This is a genomic window from Acinetobacter sp. ANC 4169 (assembly GCF_002135355.1).
Lineage (GTDB): Bacteria > Pseudomonadota > Gammaproteobacteria > Pseudomonadales > Moraxellaceae > Acinetobacter.
In genome coordinates this window covers 1-23,417 of sequence record NZ_NEGE01000008.1, presented here as the reverse complement: position 1 = coordinate 23,417, position 23,417 = coordinate 1, and the positions used below count along the sequence as shown (strand labels likewise).

Sequence of the window (23,417 nt, the reverse complement as noted above, 5' to 3'; positions counted from 1 at the left end):
CTTAAAATGAAAAAATTACTATTGCCTACATTAATCTATTGCATTTGTTCGGGAGTAAATGCCACAGGATTTAAAACTTTATCGGATTCCGAATTGGCTACAGTAGATGGTCAAGCTTTGCTGAATTTTTCCAAAGATGCTTATAGTTATACCACTGCAAGTAGCGAGAAGGTTAACTTTTTTAAACTTGGACTTGAAGCTGAAATGGAATTAAATACTAATATCAAATCCTTACAGTTAGGGTGTGGGGGTGTGAATGGTCCAAATGGTTGTGATATTGATATTTCGAATTTAGCTTTAAGTGGATTACCTACGAGTTATGATAGTGATGGAAATCCTGTATTTGCCAATGACCGTGCCTCGACAAGCGCAAAAATAACTAACCCTTTTGTTGAATTCGCAATAAAAAATAGTGATAAAGCATCAACCCGGGAAATAGTTGGATTCCGATTGGGTGCACAAGAAATTTTGGGTTTATTAACTACAGGTATTTCTAATACAGTAGCTCCTACGGATGGTATTCAGTCTTTCAGTGGTTATATGAAAATCGCGGATACCTCCGGTTCTACCAATACTGCAGCAGCAAAGTTTGGTAAGGGTAATAATGCAACGGATCTAAGTCAGCAAATTTCAGGGGTCTTGGATATTGCGATATTTGGTGAACATGGTTTCACCAGTAAGCCAAACGCTGCTGAAACGACTGGTATTACTGTACCTCAGTTAAATAATGTGAAATTTAATGTTCCAGGGTTTACCGTGTCTGGAAACCGTCAAACCAAGGCAAGTGCAACCAATATTATGGTGACTATTCCAGTAATTCCTTTGGCAAAAGGTACAGCTGCGGATAATGCAAATTATGAGGTTTATAATGGCTTGAATACTACGCAGTTTGATAATGACCAGCTATTGGTAGATATCATTCCCTGTGTGGGTATAGGATCACTTTGTTTGGTGGAAACCTCAAAATTCAAAATGGGGGAAGGCTCTAAACTGACTAACCTGAATATGAATGTGACTTTCGATCAATTGTTAAGCATGGTGCATAATGTGCCATTAACCGGTTCAGGTGGCTATTTGGCTTTGCAACAGCTTGCTCTACATTGGCCGGGAGCGGATGCAGCAGATGTTGCGCAAAGAGGTTGGTGGATGTCATTTGCTGATCCTGTGCAATTGGGGAAATTAAATGTAGCAGGGGCTGTGGATATTTCGGCGGTACTTCCTCAAGTTGCTACAAATATTACAACTAGCCTGATGCAGGAAGATATGAAAATTCCAATTGATTTGGGTGATTCTATCAAGGCGCTATCGAAAACTCCTATTGTTAAAACACTAGAGATTAATGTGGGACCGTGGACTCAAGCTAACCCATCTAGATTAACGCTAAGCAACCAGGTTTTAAAAAACCAGAATGTTCCCTCTAACTGTTATGGTGGCTTGAAATTCTGTTAAATGAATAATAAAAAAACCCGCTACTTAAGCGGGATTTTTTTATTTTAAAGGCAAATCACTTTGCAATTTTAGCAAGTAGTTCTTCTTTTGAAATATTCACCGATTCAGCATCACGGCGACTTTTATATTCAAAAGTTCCAGCATCCAAACCTTTTTCACCAATCACAATACGATGCGGAATACCGGTAATTTCAAGGTCAGAGAATTTAACCCCTGGGCGCTCGTCACGGTCATCTAAAATCACATCATAACCCGCAGCTTGCAGTTCTGCATAAAGTGCTTCGGCAGCTTCCAAAGTACGTGGTGATTTGTGTGCATTCATCGGTACAATCGCAACTTCAAACGGTGCGATTGCTGCTGGCCAGATAATCCCTTTATCATCAAAGTTTTGTTCAATGGCAGAAGCGACTACACGTGTTACCCCAATACCATAACAACCCATCGTTACAACCAGCGGCTTACCGTCTTTACCAAGCACTTTACAGCCCAAAGCTTCAGAGTATTTTTTACCCAACTGGAAAATATGACCGACTTCAATACCGCGTTTAATTTGCAGTGTACCTTTACCATCAGGAGATGGATCGCCTTCAACCACATTACGCAAGTCATAAACTTCAGTAAATGTTGCATCACGTTCCCAGTTTACGCCAGTCGCATGTTTGTCGGCTTCGTTTGCACCAGCGACAAAGTCAGAAAGTACAGATGCTGCACGATCAGCAATAACCGTAATGCCTTTTTCTACTAAACCTTGTGGCCCAATAAAGCCAGTGTTTAAACCTAGTGCCTGCATTTGCGCTTCAGTTGCAAAGGTTAAAGGTGCAGCGATTAAAGGATGCTTTTCAGCTTTAATTTCATTCAGTTCATGATCGCCACGAAGGAATAAAGCAACAACTGGTGCTTCTTTACCTTTTTCAGTAGCAACCCCTTGAACAAGCAATGCTTTTACAGATTGTGCAGCATCAGTACCCAAGAAGTTAGATACATCTGCAATGGTTTTTTGAGCTGGTGTATCCACTAGTTTCAATTCTTGGGTTGCAGCTGCACGTTCACCCACCAGAACAGCTTCAGCCATTTCTACGTTCGCTGCATAATCAGATTCGGTAGAGAAGGCGATATCATCTTCACCACTTGAAGCTAAAACGTGGAACTCATGTGAACCTGAACCACCAATTGAGCCAGTATCTGCCTGTACTGGGCGGAAGTCTAAGCCCAAGCGACTAAAGATACGGCAGTAAGTGTCGTACATCACGTCATAAGTTTCTTGTAGTGAAGCTTGATCGACATGGAAAGAATATGCATCTTTCATGATAAATTCACGTGAACGCATCACACCAAAACGTGGACGTACTTCATCACGGAATTTGGTTTGCACCTGATAGAAATTGATTGGCAGCTGTTTGTAGCTTTTCAATTCGTTACGTGCAAGATCGGTGATGACTTCTTCATGCGTTGGGCCAAGCACAAAATCATTGTTATGACGGTCTTTGAAACGTAAAAGTTCTGGACCATATTGCACAAAACGGCCTGACTCTTCCCAAAGGCTGGAAGGCTGGGTTACGGGCATGAATACTTCAAGCGATCCGGCACGGTTCATTTCTTCACGTACAATCGCTTCAACTTTATTTAGCACACGTACACCCATCGGCAACCAAGTGTATAAACCCGAAGCCAATTTACGAATCATCCCCGCACGTAGCATGAGCTGATGTGAGATCACCTCAGCATCATTTGGGGTTTCTCTTAACGTAGCAAATAAAAAGCGACTCGCGCGCATGGAAACTGTCCTGATAATTAAGCGTTAAAGCATAAGATTATACGATAAAAAAATGAGGTGAACATTTCAGAATGTCACCTCATGGTAATGGATTTATTATGACATGATTTTGCGGATTTGGCGCGTCATAAAATTCTTAAAGTCATCCAGGTAAGTAAAGATGACCGGTACAACGACCAGCGTTAATAATGTCGAGGTGATTACGCCACCAATCACGGCATGCGCCATCGGTGCACTTTGTTCGCCACCTTCACCAAGGCCTAATGCCAGAGGAATCATCCCCATCACCATGGCGCTGGTGGTCATTAAAATAGGGCGTAAACGGGTTTTACCCGCTTCAATAATCGCCTCATAACGATCCTCTCCGCGATCCATAGCCTTTTTGATGAAGTCAATCAACAGGATAGCATTCTTTGTCACCAATCCCATCAGCATGATAATCCCAATAATGGAAAACAGGTTCATGGTGGAATTAAACAGGAATAAAGCCAGGAATACCCCAATCAGCGAGAGGGGAAGGGAAGCCATAATCGCCGCAGGATGGATGAAGCTGTTAAATTGTGAACCCAATACAATATAGATAAACACAATGGAAAGGGTAATGGCGGTTAAGGCATAACCTGCCGATTCTGCCATGTCTTTATTTGCACCTTGCGTAGCAAAACTATAACCCGGTGGTAAATCAAAGTTATCTTCAATTTTTTTGATATCTACCCCAATATCACCAGCAGGTCGGCCTGCTGTATTGGCTTCTACCAGTACTTCACGAGCCAGATCACGGCGGGTAATTTGTGAGGCTCCCAGCGTTTCATTGAAAGACGCTACACTTGCCAGCGGTATTAAAATAGGCTGGCCTGAAGCATCAGTTTTTTGCGAATTCAAATAAAGATTCTGTATATCGCTCGGCAGGGTACGTCTGTTTTCGGTCAGACGAAGATTGACATCATAAATTTCGCCTTTTTCATCTTGCCAGGTGGTAACGTCATCACCTGCAATTAAGGGGCGGATGACATTGGCAATTTGATTGACAGACAGGCCTAAATCACTGGCCAGAACCCGATTGATATGAACCGCCAAGGTTGGTTTTGGTTCTTTAAGCGAGCTTTCAAGATCGACGATACCTTCTACTTTAGAAATTTCTGCAAGAAAGCGATCGGAGATTTTTTGCAGTTCGTTTAGATCGGGCCCTTTAATGGAAATAAGAACCGGCTTTTGTCCCCCAGAAACAGTTTCATCTGCAGAAGCCACTGAAGTAATAGTAATCCCCGCGACACTTTGTAAGCGCTGGCGAAACTCGTTATTGAGTTGGGTCAGTGTTTTAGCACGTTCCAGGCGAGGGGTAACACTGACGCGTATGCTGACATGGTTTTTGCCGCGATCTGTTACTCCATTAATAATACTGTAGGTATTACGCACATCTGGATGCTTGCGCAGAATATTTTCAACTTGCAATAGCTTGGCCTGTGAATATTCGAGTGATGCATCCACTGGTGTTTCAAATTTAATCCGAATTTCATTTTTATCTGGAACGGGAACAAATTCGGTACCAATCAATTTGGATAAACCCAAGGCGCCAAAAAGTGAAGCTACGGCAACCATTAGAGTTAAAATACGGAAGCGTAGCGCCAGTTTTAATAGCTTTTCATAATAATGGCTTAAATTATCGAGCTTGTTTGATATCCAGTTAAAGAAGCGTTTGATTCTGCCCGGTTTTTTGTTTGGATCGTGTTTTTCAGCCCAGTGCGCAGAAAGCATGGGATCGAGGGTAAAGCTGACAAACATCGAAATCAGCACTGCAGCACTGACGGTTACGCCAAATTGATAGAAGAATTTACCAATAATTCCGCCCATAAATGCAACCGGTAAAAATACCGCGACAATGGTGAGCGTGGTAGCTAAAACTGCCAGCCCAATTTCTTTGGTTCCATCCAGTGCCGCTGTAACCGCGTCTTTACTCATGTCGGCATGGCGGACAATATTTTCCCGTACTACAATGGCATCATCAATCAACAGACCAATACTGAGGGATAATGCCAGCAAGGTCATCATATTGATGGTAAAGCCAAAAGCCCAAATAAAAGTCAGGGTGCCCAGCAGGGAAATCGGTAAGGTCAGTCCGGTAATGGCTGTGGAACGAAACGAACCTAAAAACAGTAAAACAATCAGAACGGCGAGCACTGCGCCTTCAATAATGGTCCGTGCAACATCTTTAATACTGCCACGAATACCTCGGGAACTATCGACTGCAACTTTAGCCACTGTACCCTTGGGGAGCTGTTTCTCGATTTTCGCCAGGGCTTTATAGCTGGCATTGACAACATCAATCACATTGGAATCGGAACTTCGCAAAATATCAATTGCGACCGCAGCTTTACCATTTAAATAAGCGCTTGATTCAAAATCAGCTTGACCATCTTCAATGCTTGCTACCTGTTTTAAGTAAATAGGAGCACCATTTTTATTGGCAATAATCAAGTCGCCAAAAGCTTGCGGATGAATCACTTTAGACTTGATTTCCACCACCAGTTCGGAGGTCGGCTGTTTTAAAGTTCCTCCCGGAACTTCAATATTTTCACCTTTCAAGGTATTGATGACCTTGTCTACACCAATGCCAAAGCTTTGCAGTTTTTGCGGATCAACCTCAATACGAATCTGGCGTTGTGCATCACCCAGCAAATTTACTGTACCAACGCCCGGTACAGTTCTAAGTTGCGGGACAATTCGCTGACTTAAATAGGAGCTCAAGTCGCGTAAAGGCATGTTGTCTGATTCAAAGACAATCGACATCACCGCATTGGCAGTCGGATCGTAACGCTCAACAACAGGATCTTGAATTTCATCACGAAACTGGGCAGTAACCGGAGCAATTTTATCGCGAATATCCTGTGCTGCAACGGCAGAAGACACATCTAAATTAAATTCGACAATAATGGTCGAAAGCCCTTCACTAGATTGAGAAATAATCTGTTTTAAACCTGAAATGGTATTAATCTTATCTTCCATTTTCTTGGAAATTTCAGATTCAATGGTTTCAGGTGATGCACCTGGATATGAGGTATAGACCACCACAAATGGAAAATCGACATCAGGAAATTCTTCTACCCCCATACGTTGCCAAGATGCCAGCCCCAGTACCAGTAAACACAACATCATCATGATGGTGAAAACAGGATATTTAACACTAATTCGGGTAAACCACATAAGAACAATCCTGTACTTATTTTTTTATTATTTATTGATGATGACCGCTTGATGAATGTCTTGGTCATTAAATTTAATACGGCTAATTTGGTCAGCGTTTTGCAGTCCTTGAACGACAGCCAAATTGTCCCGATAACGTTGTTCTAAGATCACCAGATTTACTTTTTCAATTTTGTTCTGGCGAATCACCCATACATAGGGCTTATCTTTGAGATTCTGGATCACATCAAGTGGAATGAGCTGACCTGAAACTTGGGTTGAAGCAAGAATATTGCCTTCTACAAACGAACCGATACTGAGTGAATTGATCGTTTCGTTCGGTCTGGCAAAAAATTCAATTTGGCGACTGGCAGGATCAGCAATAGGGGAGACTCGAGTTAAAACCGCAGTTAGTTGCGCTGGATTACCTTGAATGGTGTATTCAATTCGTTGTCCAATTTTCAACGCAGCCTGCATGTCACTTGGCAATTTGGCCTGAATTTCCAATTGATTCGGATCTACGATTTCAAACAGGGTCTGGCCAGCAGCAACCGTTTGCCCTGCATCGACCTGGCGCTGGGTAATCACCCCGGAAATTGGACTATAAATGGTACCTTCACGCTCGGCTTTTTGTGCAATATTCACATTTGCCTGCTGTGCGTGTACATTTTCCAGTTGCGCCTGATAGTCTACATTGGCCTGTTCATATTCAACTTTGGAAATAAAGCCTTGATCCAATAAGCGCTTTTTGCGCTGCATCATATTCTTTGCCAGATTGGCCTGGGCTTGAGTCGCTGTAAGATTGGCCTGTGCTTGCGCTAAACGTGCCGCATTATCTTGATTATTCAGGCGAACCAGTATTTGACCCTTAACCACAGATTGCCCCACCTGTACATTAACCTGGGTTGCAGTGGCCGTAACCTGAGCCTGTATGCTACTTTGATTGACGGCACGAAGCGTACCGGTAAAAGCACTTTTTGCAACAGAGGTACCATCTTTTACTGAAACTAAATCTTTTTGAATTAATTCAATTTTTGTTGTTGTTTCTACGGGTTTTTCGATTTCATTTTTTTGGCAAGCCGTCAGGAATAGGCTCAAACAGAGGGCACCGCCTGTTAGATATAGCTTGTGGTCGCTTAATTTAATTTTTTTTGTATGCTGTCCAGATAGCATGTAACTTCATCCTTTTTATTTATTGTGGCTTAAACTAAGCTTTTGAGGGAACAAATGCAATTTATTCAATAGCTTTTAAGCGAGCGATAATATTGTCGTATTCTGCTTGTGTATTTCGATAGTGAATTTGTAACGATTGAATCATTTCTTTTTTTGCTTCAATATTCTTTTGATTGTTTTCTAAATTATTTTTTAAGCTACTTGGCAGGGCTTCAGCTTTACGTAAGTGTTCAATCTGCTGGCGTTTAAAGTAGATTCGGTCAGTCTGTAATTGTTTTAACTGGTCTTGCTGGAAGGCAATCTGCTTTTTGATACTGACTAATAAGTCATTACGTTTTGTAATTGCAACTTGACTGCTTCCATACGCTTTTTTAAGTTTCAAGTCAGCTGCTTGTTTTTGGGCATGCGCTGCACGTAAGGGAGCCTGTTTGATATCCAGTTCGCTGTTGAAGGCACGATTACGTTTGATTACCCGCATGTTCTGATCTAAAGCTTCATAGCCGTGGCGAATATGGTTGGGGGTAACGTTAGTGCTAATATTGGCCACACCTTTGCTGTCATAATAACGATACCAGGTGGCTTTAGGTGGCGGATTTTCAGCAAATGCCGATGCTGCGTGGAAAATAATAAAAGAAAGAAAAATGAATCTTATGGTCATTTTTTTTTGTGCAATGAAAGCAAGTTTGTATTTAAACTGACTTTGCATTGTAACCCCCGAATAAAAGTTGACTAAATTACTTATTTTAAAAGTAATAAATAGGCTATATTAGACTCAAAACGAGTAATAAAAAACCTTTCTCTGTCAAAAAAAAATCATTGATCGGTATAAAGTGTGAAGCTGTTATTAAAAATACAAGAAAGTGAGTCTTTGTGAGGAAAATGTTCATTGAAAACGCAAGTAAAGATATGTTAAAAATGTTTTTAACTTGTAATAAAATTTTCGACTAAAATTGTTTGTACATTCAAAAAATGGGAAGGGTCATTAAATGGACGATAAATTCCAAAATCTAAAAGTGATGGTGATTGATGATTCAAAAACCATTCGTCGTACAGCAGAAACATTACTACAACGTGAAGGTTGTGAAGTCGTGACCGCAGTAGATGGTTTTGAAGCCTTGGCAAAAATTGCTGAAGCCAATCCGGATATTGTTTTTGTAGATATCATGATGCCACGTTTGGACGGTTATCAAACTTGTGCACTCATCAAGAATTCACAAAATTATCAAAATATTCCAGTCATTATGTTGTCAAGTAAAGATGGTTTATTTGATCAGGCAAAAGGTCGTGTTGTTGGTTCGGACGAGTATTTAACTAAACCCTTTAGTAAAGATGAATTGTTAAACGCTATCCGCAATCACGTAACAGCATAAGTTTATTTTTATTGGGGAAAAGCATGTCACGTATCCTTATCGTTGATGATTCACCTACAGAAACATTTCGTTTTAAAGAAATTTTAACCAAGCATGGCTTTGAGGTGATTGAAGCGGCAAATGGTGCTGATGGTGTCACAATGGCACAAGCAGAACTACCAGATCTGGTGCTAATGGATGTGGTAATGCCAGGGGTAAATGGTTTCCAAGCGACACGTCAAATTGCACGTGGTTCTAGCACCAAACACATTCCGATTGTGATTGTGAGTACCAAGGATCAGGCAACTGACCGCGTTTGGGGTAAACGTCAAGGGGCAAGTGATTATTTGACCAAGCCTGTAGACGAAAAACAATTAATTGATGTGATTAAACACCACCTCAATGCAGGATAAGCTCTATGGCAGCTAATGGATTTATCGAATTACTTCGGATTGCTAAGCGTGGCAATAAAAACTACGTTACAACTGAAAATGAAGTAAACCGATGGTCAGGCATTGCTTTTGAGATGATGGGGCAATATTTTGTTGCCCCTTTGGGTGAAGTGGCTGAAGTGATTTATCCGCCTAAATATACGCCGGTTCCAAATACCCGATCCTGGGTGATGGGACTGGCCAATATTCGGGGACGTTTACTTTCAGTGGCTGATTTGGCGCATTATATTTCGGGGCATCGAAGTCAGTTTTCACCGACTCAAAAAGTATTGTGTATTAGTCATAATGACCATTATGTCGGTTTGGTGGTAGATCAGGTTTTGGGGATTCAACACTTTAACAAGAAAAGTTTCTTTTCTAAACACGGTGAATTAGACAGCAATTTACAAGAATATTGTCAGGGATATTTTTATCAACATAATCAACACTGGCATGTTTTCTTATTTAGTCGTTTATTGCAAAATCCAAAATATATGAATGCCTCTATAAAATTTATAAATTAATAGTCGCACGCTAAAGAATGATAGCGCAACTCGGGGAGAAGCTGGATGGGCTTTAAACTTAAAAAGAAGAATACAAGTGAAGGCACCAGCCGTAAGGGTGGGAATGCTTTATTAGCAAAGATTCAATCACAAACAGAGCAATTATCACGTGTATTTGGTGACAGTGAAAAGTCCAAACCCTTAATTTTGGGCGCAGCATTTTCTCTGGTCGTAGCACTATTCCTACTATTGTACTTATTCTATAGTGTGCCGCGTAATAACGAATTGACACGTAGTGTCGGTGACTTGCGTTTGTTATCTCAGACCATTTCACGTCAGGCTACTGATGCAACAGCTTCGGGAACCAAAGAGTCGATTGATAAATTAGTTCAATCGCAAAAAGACTTTGCTGAAAACCTTGAAATCGTTAATGATATTCATCCACATACGGCTGCATTGGTTGAAGTGGAAAAGCAGTGGAAAACGGTATCGGAAGGGATTGATTTAATTTCATCTCAACAAAAAATGATTAACCAGCTTTATGATACCAACATTGCGATTGGTGAATCGATTCCGGGGATTCAGGCAGAATATAACTTGATGGTTGACCAAATGGCACGTCAAAACATGCCAAGTAACCAGGTGGTGATTGCGAAAAACCAGGTATTCATTGCAGAACGTATTCTTCGTTCGATCAGTTCTGTATTGGCGGGTAGTGATAACTCGCGTGAATCTGCAGATGACTTCAGTGCCGATACCGAAACTTTTGGTTCTTACCTGAATGCACAGCTTAATGGTAGTGCAGAACTTGGTGTAGAGCGTATTTCTGATCCGGCATTACGTGAATCGCTGAGTGGTATTAAAAGTGAATATGATGATGTACTGAAATCAGCATCTGCAACGATTCTTAAAAACTCGACTCAAATTGTAAAAGTACGTCAAGCTTCTTCTTCAATTTTTGCCCAGTCAGATGAATTGTTAACCAACCTGAATAAGTTGTCGGGTGGTTCAAGCTTGGCGATTGCACTTCCTGCATTGCTATTAATCATGTGTTTGGTTGCTTTCTTGTTTGCTGTATTCAAATTACTTGCATTACGTGGCCAGTCAGATAAACAGCGTGTAGCAAGCCTGCAAGAAGAATATGACCGTAACCAAAACGCGATTTTACGTTTACTGGATGAAATTGCCGATTTGGCAGATGGTGACTTGCGTTCATACGCAACGGTATCTGAAGATTTTACCGGTGCAATTGCCGACTCCATTAACTTCGCGATTGACCAGTTACGTGACTTGGTATCGCGTATTACCGATACATCGCAAGAAGTTGCGCAATATACCGCCAATACGCAGGGTATTACCAACCAGTTAGCCGAAGCATCTGAACACCAGGCACAAGAAATTGCCGGTGCATCTGCCGCAATTAATGAAATGGCAATGTCTATTGACCAGGTATCTGCCAATGCTGAAGAATCGGCAGTCGTTGCGGAACGTTCGGTAAAAATTGCTGCCAATGGTGCGGATGTTGTAAACCGTTCTATTGAAGGTATGGATACCATTCGTGAGCAGATCCAGGAAACTTCAAAGCGTATTAAACGTTTGGGTGAGTCTTCTCAGGAGATTGGTAACATCGTTGCCTTGATTAACGATATTGCCGACCAAACCAACATCTTGGCATTGAACGCTGCAATTCAGGCATCGATGGCAGGGGAAGCCGGTCGTGGTTTCGCCGTGGTAGCCGATGAGGTACAGCGTCTTGCGGAACGTTCAGCATCTGCAACCAAACAGATCGAAGGCTTGGTAAAAACCATTCAAACGGATACCAACGAAGCGGTAATTTCGATGGAACAAACCACTTCAGAGGTTGTACGTGGTGCGAACTTGTCTAAAGATGCTGGTGTGGCACTGGATGAAATTCAAAACGTATCCAGCAACCTGGCGAAATTGATTGCCAACATTTCTGATGCTGCAAAACTTCAGTCTGCTTCTGCAGGTCATATTGCAACCACGATGAATGTTGTACAAGAAATTACTTCGCAAACCACCACAGCAACATTCGATACAGCACGTTCGGTGTCTGAATTGGCAAATATGGCCGAATCATTACGTGAATCTGTAACTGACTTTAAATTACCTGACTAAGGTAAGACCGAGGCCTTGTGATGATATACCTTGCTTGCGGGCAAGGTATATTCGACAAACACAGATAATGCATCGACAAGATGAACTTAACTTCAAAGTTAGGTCTCGCGTGATGGTGACAATTAAGTTTGAGTGCCCTTCTTGGTGGCAAATCAACGTAAGAAGCCTAAGCTATGAAAGAAATATTAAAAAATTTAGTTGAAACGACAACGCTTCCTGAAGATAGTTATCTTGATCAAGATGCAGAAATTTTAGAAATTTTTGTTGAAGAAATAGAAGAGATCTTCGTTGAATTAAGTACTTTATTAGTTCAATGGTTTGAAAATCCACAAGATCAGGAAACCTTGACTACGATTCGTCGCCATTTCCATACCCTTAAAGGATCTGGACGCATGGTGGGGGCAAAGTCGGCTGGCGAATTGGCGTGGTCGGTTGAAGATACCTTGAATCGTGTCATTTCCGGCACAGTGGTTTTGGATACCACAGTTCAACGATTTGCTCAAACTGTGTTTAATATTTATCAATATAAGTTATACCCAATTTTTAAAACGGTTCAAAATGCTGATATTGACTTAAGACCTCTCGTATTATTGGGGCAGCAAATACAGCAGCAGGTCAGTTTAGAACCCGCATTAGAAGAACTGCTTGAACTGTCTCATACGCTGACAAGTGTAGATTGCCTCACTGGTTTAGAATTACAAGATCAGCAAGTGAGTGATGCAGAAGCTGAAACAACGGTTACAGAAGAGCCAGTTGCAGCAGCAGACAATAATGATATTGAAGAAACAGTTGCAATCTTTATTGAGGAAGCGGAAGAACATCTATTTACGATTGATCAGTTCCTGAAAAATGAACAGGAAAAACATCAGGATTATAATGGTCTGATCCGTGCCTTGCATACCTTGCGTGGCAGCTCTTCCATGGCTCAAATTGAGCAAATTTTTGAAGCCAGTACCAAGGTTGAAAACTTATTTAAAACGTTATTACAAGAAGAAATTGTTTCAACATCTAGCCAGACTGCCTTACTTGTTCAATATGCTGAATTTGTCCGTGATTATCTACATACTTTAAAACAGGGCCATATCCAGAAGCTGGATGCGATTTATGCTACCTTTAACACGGCATGGGACAGTTATGGTTTCACTTCTATAGAAGTAGACGAAGATGTGAATCCGCAAGGTCTGGTATCGAAGCTGGTCGAACTGAATATCGACTTGTTGTTGGATGCAGAGTTCGAATTTGATAAACGCGCCAAAGTTGAATATCCGGAATATATTCAGGCTTTAAGTGAACAGGCACAACAATTATTGGATCATACCGATAACCGTGCTGCGATGGGTATCCATCAATTTACCAATGAATTGAAGTCTAGCTATGAGGCACTGGTATTAAAACCAGAACTGCTTAATATTGATTATGCCTATGAATTGTTTGGACAGGCACATCAAGAATTCATTCATCTGTTCGATACCTTGGCTGCAGGTCAGCGCGTTATTTTAACGGAAGATGTCCAAAAAATATTGAGTGACCTAGCGGCCTTTGTTCAGCAAGACCTTGAACATTTTGAGGCTGAAGAACCGAGCACTGAAATTCAAGCCGAGGCAGTCTCAGCTGTTGCTTCAGGCAGTGTAGATCTGGCGCAAATTTCACAAAAAATACGCTCAGATCGTGCGCAAATGCATGCTGCTGATGCCAATCGTGATTTTGATGAAGATTTGCTGGAGATCTTCCTGGAAGAAGCAGAAGAATTGTTGGGCGGGATTGATCAGGATTTGAATACCTGGTCGAAAGATCCATCCAATACCGCAGCACTGAACAATTTAATGCGTTATTTGCATACCCTCAAAGGTGGTGCAAATATGATTCAGGCGACTCATATTGGTTTAATCTCGCATGAATTAGAAAGCATCTATGAGCGGGTGATTCGTCAGCAAATTGCAGTCAATCCGCAGCTCATTAGTATTATTCGTTTAGTACAAGATGATGTATCGGATCGTATTCAAGTCATTCGTGATGATCAGATTGACTATGCCGGTACTGAATCGATTGAAATTTTACGAAATATTCAAGCGATCGCTCAAGGTAGTGTGGCTGTAAGTGCCGCAGTTGTCGAAGTCGAAGCGATAGCTGAACCTGAAGTCGCAACAGAAACTGAAGAACTCAAAACTGCAAATGAAGCCGAAACTGAGACTCAAATTGAAGCAGAAGCTGAAGTCAAAGCTGAAATATCTGCTGATGAATTAGCTGAACCTGTGGCAATTTCAGCTGAAGAAGTCGAAACAGCTACTGAAGTAAGCTTGGTAAGTCCGGTTCATGTTGAAGATCCAGATGAGAGTATCCGTTTAATTGCAGAAGAAACGTTCCTAGAGGAAGCAGAAGAGATTCTGGAGTCTACGGATGGCTTGTTGAAGCAATGGTTTGATCAGCGTAGTGACCGTAGCTTGCTGCTTCAATTACAACGTGCAGCCCACAGTTTGAAAGGTGGTGCGCGCATGGTTGAAAATGAACCGGTAGGGGCGATTGCCTACCAGTTGGAAACTACATTCGAACGCTTTGCGGTGCATCAGTTCAACTCGAATGCGTATGACCCGTTATTGCTAACCACTTTGGCATGGTTAAAACAGGCCATCTTCGAGCATGATTTCAGTAATTACGATAGTGTTAAACTAAGTTTAGAGTCAATCCAGTTTGTTGATGTCACTGCCCAGTTACCAAATCGTGTTACTCAGTCCGATACGCTTACTACGGCTAAAGCCTTTGAATTTGTTCAGGGGGATGGTACTGAACCGCCGGCAATGCTGGGTGAGTGGGATACAAGTGCTCAACAGGACAACAGCAATGAAATGATCCGTATTTCTGCCGATCTGGTGGAAAAAATGATCGATTTGTCTGGTGAAAATGCGATTAACCGTTCGCGTATTGAAATGGACTTGGGCCAGTTCGGTAATACCCTGAACGAGATGGAATTGGCGATCAAGCGTCTGGCTGACCAGTTACGTCGAATGGAAGGTGAGCTAGAATCGCAAATTATTGCCAAACATGGTGACACTTCACGTTATGCTGACTTTGACCCATTGGAGATGGACCAATATTCATCATTGAACCAGTTGTCAAAATCACTGGCGGAATCTGCATCTGACTTGGTGGACTTTAAAACCACCTTGTCTGAAAAAATTCGTGATACGGAAGGTTTGTTGCTACAACAATCACGTATTCAAGCCGAGATTCAGGAAAGCTTGATGCGTACCCGTCTGGTACCATTTGACCGTTTATTGCCACGTTTGCAACGTATCGTGCGTCAAACATCATCCACCCTAAACCGCCCGGCAGAGTTAGTGGTTCAAAACACTGAAGGTGAATTAGACCGTAACATTCTTGAGCGTTTGGTCACTCCATTCGAGCACATGCTGCGTAATGCGATCGATCATGGTCTGGAAGACACTCCAGTAAGACATGAACTACAAAAGCCTGAAGTCGGGAAAATTGTCTTAAATATTAGCCGTCAAGGTACAGATGTATTGGTATCGTTCAGTGATGATGGTAAAGGGATTGATGAAGCAAGAATTAAAGAAAAAGCGCTCAGCTTGGGTTTAATTAAAGCCGATCAACCTATTGATAAACAGGAAATCCTGCAATTTATTTTCCATCCCGGTTTTAGTACAGCCAAAGAAGTGACCCAGATTTCCGGACGCGGTGTAGGTCTGGATGTGGTGCAAAGCGAAATTAAGGCACTGGGTGGCCATATTTCCATCGATTCTGAATTGGGTAAAGGCACGACATTTACGATTCGCGTGCCGACGACTGTAGCGGTAAGTGATGCCTTGATGGTGAAATCAGGTGATCAGCAGTTCGCAATTTCACTGGCACAAATTGACCGTATTGTACGAATTGCGCCATCTACGCTGGAGCAATATTTCAACAGTAAAGATGACTTCTTTAAAATTGATAACACCAGTTATAAACTGCGTTATTTATCTGAATTCGTTTCCAACCAACCTTTACCACGCTTAAGTAATATTGCGCATTCTTTACCCGTACTACTTATTAAGGGTAATAATGGGCAAACCATTGCCTTATTGGTAGATCAGCTGATTGGTTCACGTGCACAAATTGTGGTGAAACCGATCGGTCAGCAATTCTCAAATGTGGGTGTAATTGCCGGTGCAACCATTTTAGGTGATGGTCAAGTCTGCCTGATTTTGGATGGCCAGAATATTGCCCGCCAAATTCAGAGTACCCAACGTCTTAAACAGCTGTCAGATCAGCGTGAGCATTCTCGTTATAGCAATGCGCGCCGCCTGATTATGATTGTGGATGACTCGGTGACTGTACGTAAGGTGACCTCACGTTTACTTGAGCGTCAAGGCTTTGATGTGGTAACGGCCAAAGATGGTGTGGATGCCATGGAGCAGCTGGAAAATGTCAAACCAGACTTGATGTTGCTGGATATTGAAATGCCGCGTATGGACGGTTTTGAAGTAACCAACCTGGTTCGTCACCATGAAGTGCATCAAAACCTGCCTATTATCATGATTACTTCAAGAACAGGCGAGAAGCACCGTGAACGTGCATTCAGCCTTGGTGTAACGCATTATATGGGTAAACCGTTCCAGGAAGCGGAATTGTTGGAAAATATAGAAAGTTTGTTAGAAGAGACCAGTCAGGGGTAATTAAATGAGCCAAAATAGTGTTTCAAACTCTGCTGTTGATCAAATTTCACAACAAGAGCTATACCACCTTATTACGGTATCTACCGGATTTATCGATACCTATATTATTGGTTGTCATGGCAAGGAAGCGATGATCCTTCCGCAAAATATTGTCTTATCGGCACTGGATAGTGCTACCCAAGTACCCTTTGTAGAATGGCATGAACTGAAATTACCGGTATATGCAGTCAATGATCCAGAGCGGAAAACCGGTGTAGCGTTGGTGATTGAAGGTGATGATGTCAGTCAGCGTTTTGCCCTGATGTGTAATGAGATGCCAAAAACGATTCGTCTGCGTATTTCCGAAGTGGTAGATGAAGAACGTACTGCTACAGACCCGGATGTATTTCAGTATGTACGTATGGGAGATCAGGTGTTTCATGTGCCTAATCTGGCCCAAATTCAGTCTTCTTTGGGGTTATAAAACCTAGCGCTTAATCCAATAATGGACAATAAAAAAGGAACCTAAAGTTCCTTTTTTATTTGTGGCTTTATTCGTTTTTAGTTAGCCAATAAGCCTTCCAAAATTTGTTCATAAATTTCAGCAAGCGGTTCTAAATCGGCGACATTTACATGTTCATCAATTTGATGAATGCTGGCATTAAGTACACCGAGTTCAAGCACTTGTGCACCAGTAGGGGCAATAAATCGACCATCTGAAGTACCGCCACTGGTAGACAGCTCAGTTTCAACACCTGTTACATTACGAATGGCATTTTTTGCTGCATTGACCAGTTCACCCACTGGCGTCAGGAATGGCAGGCCAGACAATGTCCATTCAATGTCATAGTCGACATGATGACGGTCAAGGATCTCTAAAGTACGAGCTTTTAATTGTTCAGCAGTCACTTCAGTTGAATAACGGAAATTAAATAATAGATTCATGGTGCCAGGAACCACGTTGGTTGCACCGGTACCTGCAGAAATATTGGAAATCTGGAAAGATGTAGCGGGGAAATATTCATTGCCATTGTCCCACACCGTATCACACAGTTCAGCCAAGGCCTTAGATGCAGTATGAATTGGGTTAATGGCAAGGTGAGGATATGCGACATGGCCTTGTTTACCTTTTACGGTCAATTTGGCATTCAATGAACCACGACGACCATTTTTAACGATATCACCCAATTGATGCGTACTAGAAGGTTCACCGACCAGACACCAGGTCATTTTTTCATTGCGGGCTTCTAAGGCTTCTACTACTTTCACGGTACCATTAATCGACGGACCTTCTTCATCGGAAGTAATGAGGAAGGCAATAGAACCTTTATGATTTGGGTATTTTGCAACAAATCGTTCAGAAGCCACTACCATGGCTGCCAGTGCTGTTTTCATGTCGGCACTACCGCGGCCATAAAGTTTGCCATCGCGGATTTCCGGTACAAAAGGATCTGAATTCCAGTCATCTAAACTACCGGTGGGTACTACATCGGTATGACCTGCAAAACAAAGTACCGGTGCTTCAATTCCTTTACGTGCCCATAAATTATCGACATCTTCAAAACGCATCGGTTCAATATTGAAGCCTATTTTTGCTAAACGTTCCGCCATTATAGTTTGGCAGCTATGATCGATCGGTGTTACAGAAGGCTGACGTAACAGTTGCAAGCTTAAATCAAGGGTAGCGGAAGATGTCATGCGATTTTCATAAGTCGATAAATTTGTCGGTACTATAATAGGCGAATATGCCCTTGAAAGTGAATGACTGCCATAAAATTGGCATAAAAAAACCCTATCTGAGATAGGGTTCTGTGTGCGCTAAAAACAAATTAGTTTTTGCGAATTTCCTCAGAAGTTTTTTCTGCGGTATTGGTTACGGCATCTCCAGCTTTGGATACATCTTTACCCACACCTTTAAAGGTATTACAGCCAGTTAAAGCAAAAGCAATAATGAGGGAAGCAGCAAGAATTTTTTTCATCATCATCTCCAAGTAATTCATTATTTTGATGTGAATTCAGGTTAATTAATGCCCGGCGTAAAAAATATGAGTTTTTGATGGTAGAAAAGTAAGCATTTGTTATAAAAATAGACAATTCTCATAAAGTTAGCCCTTTACCGTTTGAGAAAGGAGGGGCAAATTTCGGTACATATAGAAATTATTTTTATCTTTTTGCAGATATAAACCATTGCTCCACCAGTGTGCCGTATCGCTACTGATATGCTGTTGCGGACAGATCCACTCTTGTCGTTGTAATCGATAAAAATCAGCACTTTGTGGTGGAATATGGCTTCCCCAGTAGCCTAAACGGCGTTGCAGATTGACCCAGTTGGGGATAGCGCTTACCTTGCTTTCAATAGGGAGGTAGAGCTGTCCTTTTAGTACCGCAAAACGCTGTTCAATTTTATGCTCCAGTGCATCCTCAAATTGAAACTGCTTCTGGCTAAAGTGATTCAATTTACGCAACAGAGTATCGCTCCGGTTTAAGCCATACCAATAAGGCAAGGAAAAATCACGTTCCGCTAAATAGTATTTTAAAGCCACTTCCCAGTGTTCAATGGCCTTGCTTTCAGTATTGAATAACAGGAAGTCGAGTTCACCCAAGGTGCGTGGCCCAGCTATTTTTTGAATGCTATGACCGAGCAATTGATAAGGGTGATAGTCTGGCTCGAGCAACCAAAACCAGATAAACATTTCAAAACGTAATCCCAGACGGGTACTTTTTAGTTGCTGTAAAAAGATTTCTAATTCTTGCGGATGCTGATCTAAATAAAGCAGTCTGGCGCGATAATTCTCAAAATGGCCGTGCCATATAGCATTGTCGTGAAACTGAAAAGTGTGTTTTAACACCAGTTCGGGCGGAGTATCCGATAAAATATTTGGACTGCATACGCAAAAGGCCAATTGCCGAACCAGTAAATTTTTAAATTGCAGCCAAGGTTCCTCAAGATGAGACGCTTGATTTAAAACAAACATAGCCAACCCCTGGCGCTAGATTAAAAAGTGCAGAATGACAACGGATAATATGCAAAAACACTTTATACTACCGCAATTAGATGTATAGGGCAGTGCTATGAAAATGTTGTTTTGGCGAAGTTTGGTGATGATTTTTATCATCCTGGGCTTTATCGGGGCACTTTTACCGGGTATGCCAACAACAGTATTTCTGATTTTAGCCGCCTGGTCAGCCTCTAAAGGCTGGCCACAAATGGATGCCTGGCTGCTGAATCATCCTAAGTATGGTGCAACATTAAGGTCATGGCGTGAAAATGGTACCGTACCACGCAAGGCAAAATGGTTTGCCAGTATCATGATGTTAATCAGTGGAATCATCATGTTATTTACCACTGCTCCAGTATTGGTGAAAATATTTACCGATTTGACCATGCTAAGCGTTGCCATCTGGCTATGGCTACGACCTGAACCTGCAGCTGAACCGATTAAAGACGTTGAGTAACTTTCTTATGACATATTCTTTAGAGCAGGCAGATATCTGGATTGATTTGGCCGAGCAAAGTTTGACCTTGCCTAAGCATCACAAGTCTTATGTCATCTCTACCGGCAAGAACGGGATCGGCGAGCAGGAAAATTCTGGCAAGACGCCTAGGGGCTGGCATAAAGTGGCGCTCAAGTTCGGACATACGGCACCTAAAAATGCGGTGTTTAAAGCAAGGCAGCAAACAGGGGAAGTGTACGATGCAGCATTGGCTGCGCAATTTCCTGAACGTGACTGGATTTTATCGCGCATTCTCTGGTTAAGTGGGCTAGAAGAAAATTTTAATCAGGGCGAGGGCTGTGACACTTTTAAGCGTTATATCTATATTCATGGCACGCCGGATACAGAACCCATGGGGATTCCGATGTCTCATGGCTGTATCCGGATGCGCAATGAAGATGTGATTGAATTATTTGAACTGATTTCTGAGGATGCTGTGGTGTTTATTTCAGAACAGCGTTTGAATTCGACGGACTGTAAAACAGGCACTCGCTGATAAATAAAAACGCAGAGCAGTTAAAAGCTGAAAATCCGGGTTTATCGAATAGATTAAAAAATAGCAGTCTTTGCCAATAGTTCAAAAATCAGGGAAAATTTTACTGAAAAATAACCCCATGATTTCACGGTTTTTTACAGAAAATAGTAAATAAGTTATCGAAATTGTTTGTTTTTATAGCGAATAACCTATTTTTTAATCACTCAAACGTAAAAAACCAAAAACAGGCAGAAAAGCGTTTGACAGTCTGTCAGGATTCTCTATAATGCACCTCATCAAACGATGAAGACGTTTAAAGGGCGCTTAGCTCAGTTGGTAGAGCGTCTGCCTTACAAGCAGAATGTCGGCGGTTCGATCCCGTCAGCGCCCACCAAGCTCTTTAACGTTAAGACACTTTAGTGCAGCGGTAGTTCAGTTGGTTAGAATACCGGCCTGTCACGCCGGGGGTCGCGGGTTCGAGTCCCGTCCGCTGCGCCACTTAAGTTCTTAATATTCGTTTGCCACAATAGCGACATTGTGTAAGTGCAGCGGTAGTTCAGTTGGTTAGAATACCGGCCTGTCACGCCGGGGGTCGCGGGTTCGAGTCCCGTCCGCTGCGCCATTTACATAATAGACCTTTTGAGGGCGCTTAGCTCAGTTGGTAGAGCGTCTGCCTTACAAGCAGAATGTCGGCGGTTCGATCCCGTCAGCGCCCACCAGATTTTTTGCGATGCAGCGGTAGTTCAGTTGGTTAGAATACCGGCCTGTCACGCCGGGGGTCGCGGGTTCGAGTCCCGTCCGCTGCGCCATCCTTAAAATCGAAATTGTAAGACCCTTTGAGGGCGCTTAGCTCAGTTGGTAGAGCGTCTGCCTTACAAGCAGAATGTCGGCGGTTCGATCCCGTCAGCGCCCACCATATCTTTTAATAGATATAAGTACTTAGCAATAAGTATCGTGATGCAGCGGTAGTTCAGTTGGTTAGAATACCGGCCTGTCACGCCGGGGGTCGCGGGTTCGAGTCCCGTCCGCTGCGCCATTTTTTAAAATTTCTTAAATCCCTGAGTTTAAGATATCAATACCAAGACTACGCGCTTCGCTTGTCTTGCGTCATAAAAAATAACATCGTTATTTTTTATTCCTCAGGGCGCTTAGCTCAGTTGGTAGAGCGTCTGCCTTACAAGCAGAATGTCGGCGGTTCGATCCCGTCAGCGCCCACCATATATTCTCCTTGATAAAATTCTATTTTTTCCATAAAATCTCTAGTTAATAATAATTTTAACTATTGAAAAAATATGAGAAATCCATATCAACGCAAAGCTGCCAAAGCTCCAAATAATACCTATAACGCACAAGAGATTTATAAACAATTTGTTGAAACGATTGTAGGTCAAGGTTATGTCCATGCCTTATATGATGACGGCTGGGCATTATGTGCGACCCCTACCGGTCAGCGTGCATTTGCCATTTGGCAAACCAAAGGCCTGGCAAAATTGTTGGTAAAAGACAATTGGGCAAATTATCAGATTCAGGAAATTTCACTCAAAGATTTTGTCGAAAAAGTAATTCCTTTTTTACGCCAGGAAAACACCAGCGTGTCGATGGATTTAACCCCGGAAGGGCAAAATGTGCTGGTTGCACCGGAAAAATTATTAGTGGATATCAAAAATTATCTGTATCAAATTTACGTACAAAAACCTGAATTATTTAAAGATGCAAAACTGCCTTTACCACGTAACATTCGTTTGAACTGATTTTAGTATTCCTGTAACAGCCAGCCACTAATGAAGGCAAAGTATTCGCGCAACCAGGAGTTGTAGCGAATGTAAAGCGGTGTTGGAGCGCTGAGCGTGAGTATCTGCTGATAGCCTTGATGATTGGCAATAGCTTTGGCACGTAAAATATGAAAGTCACTGGTGGCAATCACAATCGGCTGGTTCAGATGAATATGCCGCTGCGTCAGTAAAGGCTGTACATTGCGCAGATTTTCTTCAGTACTGGTACTTTTGGCTTCTAATAGAATACGTGACTGATCAATATGATGCTGTTGTTGCAGATATTCAGACATTACTGCTGCTTCAGAGATCTGCTCCTGAAAACCTAAACCTCCAGTCATGACCAGTAGTGTTTCAGGATACTGTTTGGCATAGGCGGCACCGATATCTAAACGCTGTTTTAAAGTGGGAGAGGGTCGGCCCTTTTCGATTCCACTGCCCAATATAATGACTGCAGCAGCGGGCTGCATGTTATTGAACTGCTGACTGCTATATTGCAGATAACTGAAAAACATCACTAATGTGATTATCCAGAGAAAAAATCCTGTCCATAAACAGCGCCATAACATCTGTCTTAATGGGCTAAGCTGAATAAGGCTTTGAATCCAGTTAAAACATATCGCATACAGCATCAGTGCCATACCAATAATCAGGGGAAGAATAATGCCTAAGTGAATCTTATCCATAGCAAGTAACCATAAGCTATCCAGTACCAGGCAGCTGCCTATTATTAAGCTGAAACTGCGTTTAAAACTGCTGGACATAAGATTACTCTGGGTAAATATTATTGTTAGTTTAAACAAATTGGATGTTTTAAGTACTTAGATTCTTAAATGAAGTGCAACAGAGATTAAATTCTTGGAAGGAAGTAAGATGAGTTAGCATTTTGCTTCCGACCGACCAAAGTCAAAGTTGCATCATGAACTATACTCATCTTACTCAAGACGAAAGATATCAGATATTTGCCTTATTACGTGAAGATTTTTCTATTCGTTATATTGCTTGGCGGTTGAATCGATCTCCTTCAA

The 23,417-nt window shown here is 42.0% G+C and carries 19 protein-coding genes and 8 tRNA genes; 19 read left to right on the top strand and 8 right to left on the bottom strand.

Annotation, left to right across the window (positions count from 1 at the left end; all coding sequences use genetic code 11):
* The first annotated feature begins 6 nt into the window (after window positions 1-6).
* Window positions 7-1,449 (top strand): hypothetical protein, encoded by a 1,443-nt coding sequence (locus B9T26_RS07535; RefSeq protein ID WP_086199105.1) that lies wholly within the window; start codon window positions 7-9, stop codon window positions 1,447-1,449.
* Window positions 1,450-1,504: 55 nt separating this feature from the next.
* On the opposite strand, the gene B9T26_RS07530 is transcribed toward B9T26_RS07535, so the two are convergent.
* The 4 genes from B9T26_RS07530 to B9T26_RS07515 all read right to left on the bottom strand — a co-directional run bounded on the left by B9T26_RS07530 (window position 1,505) and on the right by B9T26_RS07515 (window position 8,282).
* The gene (locus B9T26_RS07530; protein ID WP_086199104.1) at window positions 1,505-3,223 is read right to left on the bottom strand and encodes a proline--tRNA ligase; all 1,719 of its coding nucleotides are present in this window, start codon (window positions 3,221-3,223) and stop codon (window positions 1,505-1,507) included.
* A 96-nt stretch (window positions 3,224-3,319) separates the two neighbouring features.
* Window positions 3,320-6,424, bottom strand: a complete 3,105-nt coding sequence (locus B9T26_RS07525) for an efflux RND transporter permease subunit (RefSeq protein WP_086199103.1) — start codon at window positions 6,422-6,424, stop codon at window positions 3,320-3,322.
* 27 nt (window positions 6,425-6,451) lie between these two features.
* Window positions 6,452-7,576: an efflux RND transporter periplasmic adaptor subunit gene (locus B9T26_RS07520; protein WP_086199102.1), complete on the bottom strand. Its 1,125-nt coding sequence runs from the start codon at window positions 7,574-7,576 to the stop codon at window positions 6,452-6,454.
* A gap of 61 nt (window positions 7,577-7,637) precedes the next feature.
* Window positions 7,638-8,282, bottom strand: a complete 645-nt coding sequence (locus B9T26_RS07515) for a hypothetical protein (protein WP_086199101.1) — start codon at window positions 8,280-8,282, stop codon at window positions 7,638-7,640.
* 280 nt (window positions 8,283-8,562) lie between these two features.
* Here B9T26_RS07515 and pilG point away from each other — a divergent pair, with 280 nt between their 5' ends.
* The 6 genes from pilG (at window position 8,563) to B9T26_RS07485 (ending at window position 17,131) form a co-directional block, all read left to right on the top strand.
* Complete coding sequence (gene pilG, locus B9T26_RS07510) at window positions 8,563-8,946, top strand: twitching motility response regulator PilG (RefSeq protein WP_067723812.1); 384 nt, start codon at window positions 8,563-8,565, stop codon at window positions 8,944-8,946.
* Window positions 8,947-8,969: 23 nt separating this feature from the next.
* Window positions 8,970-9,338 carry a response regulator gene (locus tag B9T26_RS07505; protein ID WP_086199100.1) on the top strand — a complete coding sequence of 123 codons (369 nt, stop codon included), beginning with the start codon at window positions 8,970-8,972 and terminating at the stop codon, window positions 9,336-9,338.
* Between the two features lie 5 nt (window positions 9,339-9,343).
* A complete protein-coding gene (locus B9T26_RS07500; protein WP_086199099.1) occupies window positions 9,344-9,880 on the top strand; it encodes a chemotaxis protein CheW in 537 nt (178 codons plus the stop codon).
* Window positions 9,881-9,925: 45 nt separating this feature from the next.
* On the top strand, window positions 9,926-11,998 hold the full coding sequence (locus B9T26_RS07495; protein ID WP_086199098.1) for a methyl-accepting chemotaxis protein: 2,073 nt from the start codon (window positions 9,926-9,928) through the stop codon (window positions 11,996-11,998).
* A gap of 173 nt (window positions 11,999-12,171) precedes the next feature.
* Complete coding sequence (locus B9T26_RS07490; protein ID WP_086199097.1) at window positions 12,172-16,668, top strand: Hpt domain-containing protein; 4,497 nt, start codon at window positions 12,172-12,174, stop codon at window positions 16,666-16,668.
* 4 nt (window positions 16,669-16,672) lie between these two features.
* A complete protein-coding gene (locus B9T26_RS07485) occupies window positions 16,673-17,131 on the top strand; it encodes a hypothetical protein (RefSeq protein ID WP_086199096.1) in 459 nt (152 codons plus the stop codon).
* A 77-nt stretch (window positions 17,132-17,208) separates the two neighbouring features.
* Here the strand turns inward: B9T26_RS07485 and dapE are convergent, their stop codons facing one another.
* The 3 genes from dapE to B9T26_RS07470 form a co-directional block, all read right to left on the bottom strand.
* Entirely contained in the window at window positions 17,209-18,345 is a 1,137-nt protein-coding gene (gene dapE, locus B9T26_RS07480) for a succinyl-diaminopimelate desuccinylase (RefSeq protein WP_086199095.1), read from the bottom strand.
* A gap of 131 nt (window positions 18,346-18,476) precedes the next feature.
* Window positions 18,477-18,626 (bottom strand): entericidin A/B family lipoprotein, encoded by a 150-nt coding sequence (locus B9T26_RS07475; RefSeq protein WP_086199094.1) that lies wholly within the window; start codon window positions 18,624-18,626, stop codon window positions 18,477-18,479.
* 126 nt (window positions 18,627-18,752) lie between these two features.
* Window positions 18,753-19,622, bottom strand: a complete 870-nt coding sequence (locus B9T26_RS07470) for a DUF1853 family protein (RefSeq protein ID WP_086199093.1) — start codon at window positions 19,620-19,622, stop codon at window positions 18,753-18,755.
* Window positions 19,623-19,719: 97 nt separating this feature from the next.
* Here B9T26_RS07470 and B9T26_RS07465 point away from each other — a divergent pair, with 97 nt between their 5' ends.
* The 11 genes from B9T26_RS07465 (at window position 19,720) to B9T26_RS07415 (ending at window position 22,368) form a co-directional block, all read left to right on the top strand.
* Window positions 19,720-20,103: a YbaN family protein gene (locus B9T26_RS07465; RefSeq protein WP_086199092.1), complete on the top strand. Its 384-nt coding sequence runs from the start codon at window positions 19,720-19,722 to the stop codon at window positions 20,101-20,103.
* Between the two features lie 7 nt (window positions 20,104-20,110).
* Complete coding sequence (gene elsL / locus B9T26_RS07460) at window positions 20,111-20,638, top strand: cell wall-recycling L,D-carboxypeptidase ElsL (RefSeq protein WP_086199091.1); 528 nt, start codon at window positions 20,111-20,113, stop codon at window positions 20,636-20,638.
* Window positions 20,639-20,935: 297 nt separating this feature from the next.
* Window positions 20,936-21,011: transfer RNA gene (locus B9T26_RS07455), tRNA-Val, on the top strand.
* A 27-nt stretch (window positions 21,012-21,038) separates the two neighbouring features.
* Window positions 21,039-21,115: transfer RNA gene (locus tag B9T26_RS07450), tRNA-Asp, on the top strand.
* A gap of 47 nt (window positions 21,116-21,162) precedes the next feature.
* Window positions 21,163-21,239 (top strand) — tRNA-Asp (locus tag B9T26_RS07445).
* Between the two features lie 21 nt (window positions 21,240-21,260).
* Window positions 21,261-21,336, top strand: a tRNA-Val gene (locus tag B9T26_RS07440).
* Between the two features lie 13 nt (window positions 21,337-21,349).
* Window positions 21,350-21,426: transfer RNA gene (locus B9T26_RS07435), tRNA-Asp, on the top strand.
* Between the two features lie 31 nt (window positions 21,427-21,457).
* Window positions 21,458-21,533, top strand: a tRNA-Val gene (locus B9T26_RS07430).
* 43 nt (window positions 21,534-21,576) lie between these two features.
* Window positions 21,577-21,653, top strand: a tRNA-Asp gene (locus tag B9T26_RS07425).
* Window positions 21,654-21,759: 106 nt separating this feature from the next.
* Window positions 21,760-21,835, top strand: a tRNA-Val gene (locus B9T26_RS07420).
* A 74-nt stretch (window positions 21,836-21,909) separates the two neighbouring features.
* On the top strand, window positions 21,910-22,368 hold the full coding sequence (locus B9T26_RS07415; protein ID WP_086199090.1) for a DUF2750 domain-containing protein: 459 nt from the start codon (window positions 21,910-21,912) through the stop codon (window positions 22,366-22,368).
* Window positions 22,369-22,370: 2 nt separating this feature from the next.
* On the opposite strand, the gene B9T26_RS07410 is transcribed toward B9T26_RS07415, so the two are convergent.
* The gene (locus tag B9T26_RS07410; protein ID WP_086199089.1) at window positions 22,371-23,153 is read right to left on the bottom strand and encodes a YdcF family protein; all 783 of its coding nucleotides are present in this window, start codon (window positions 23,151-23,153) and stop codon (window positions 22,371-22,373) included.
* A 155-nt stretch (window positions 23,154-23,308) separates the two neighbouring features.
* Between B9T26_RS07410 and B9T26_RS15985 the strand changes: the two genes are divergently transcribed.
* Window positions 23,309-23,417 (top strand): helix-turn-helix domain-containing protein (locus B9T26_RS15985; protein ID WP_143223000.1); only part of this gene is annotated, 109 nt, incomplete at its 3' end.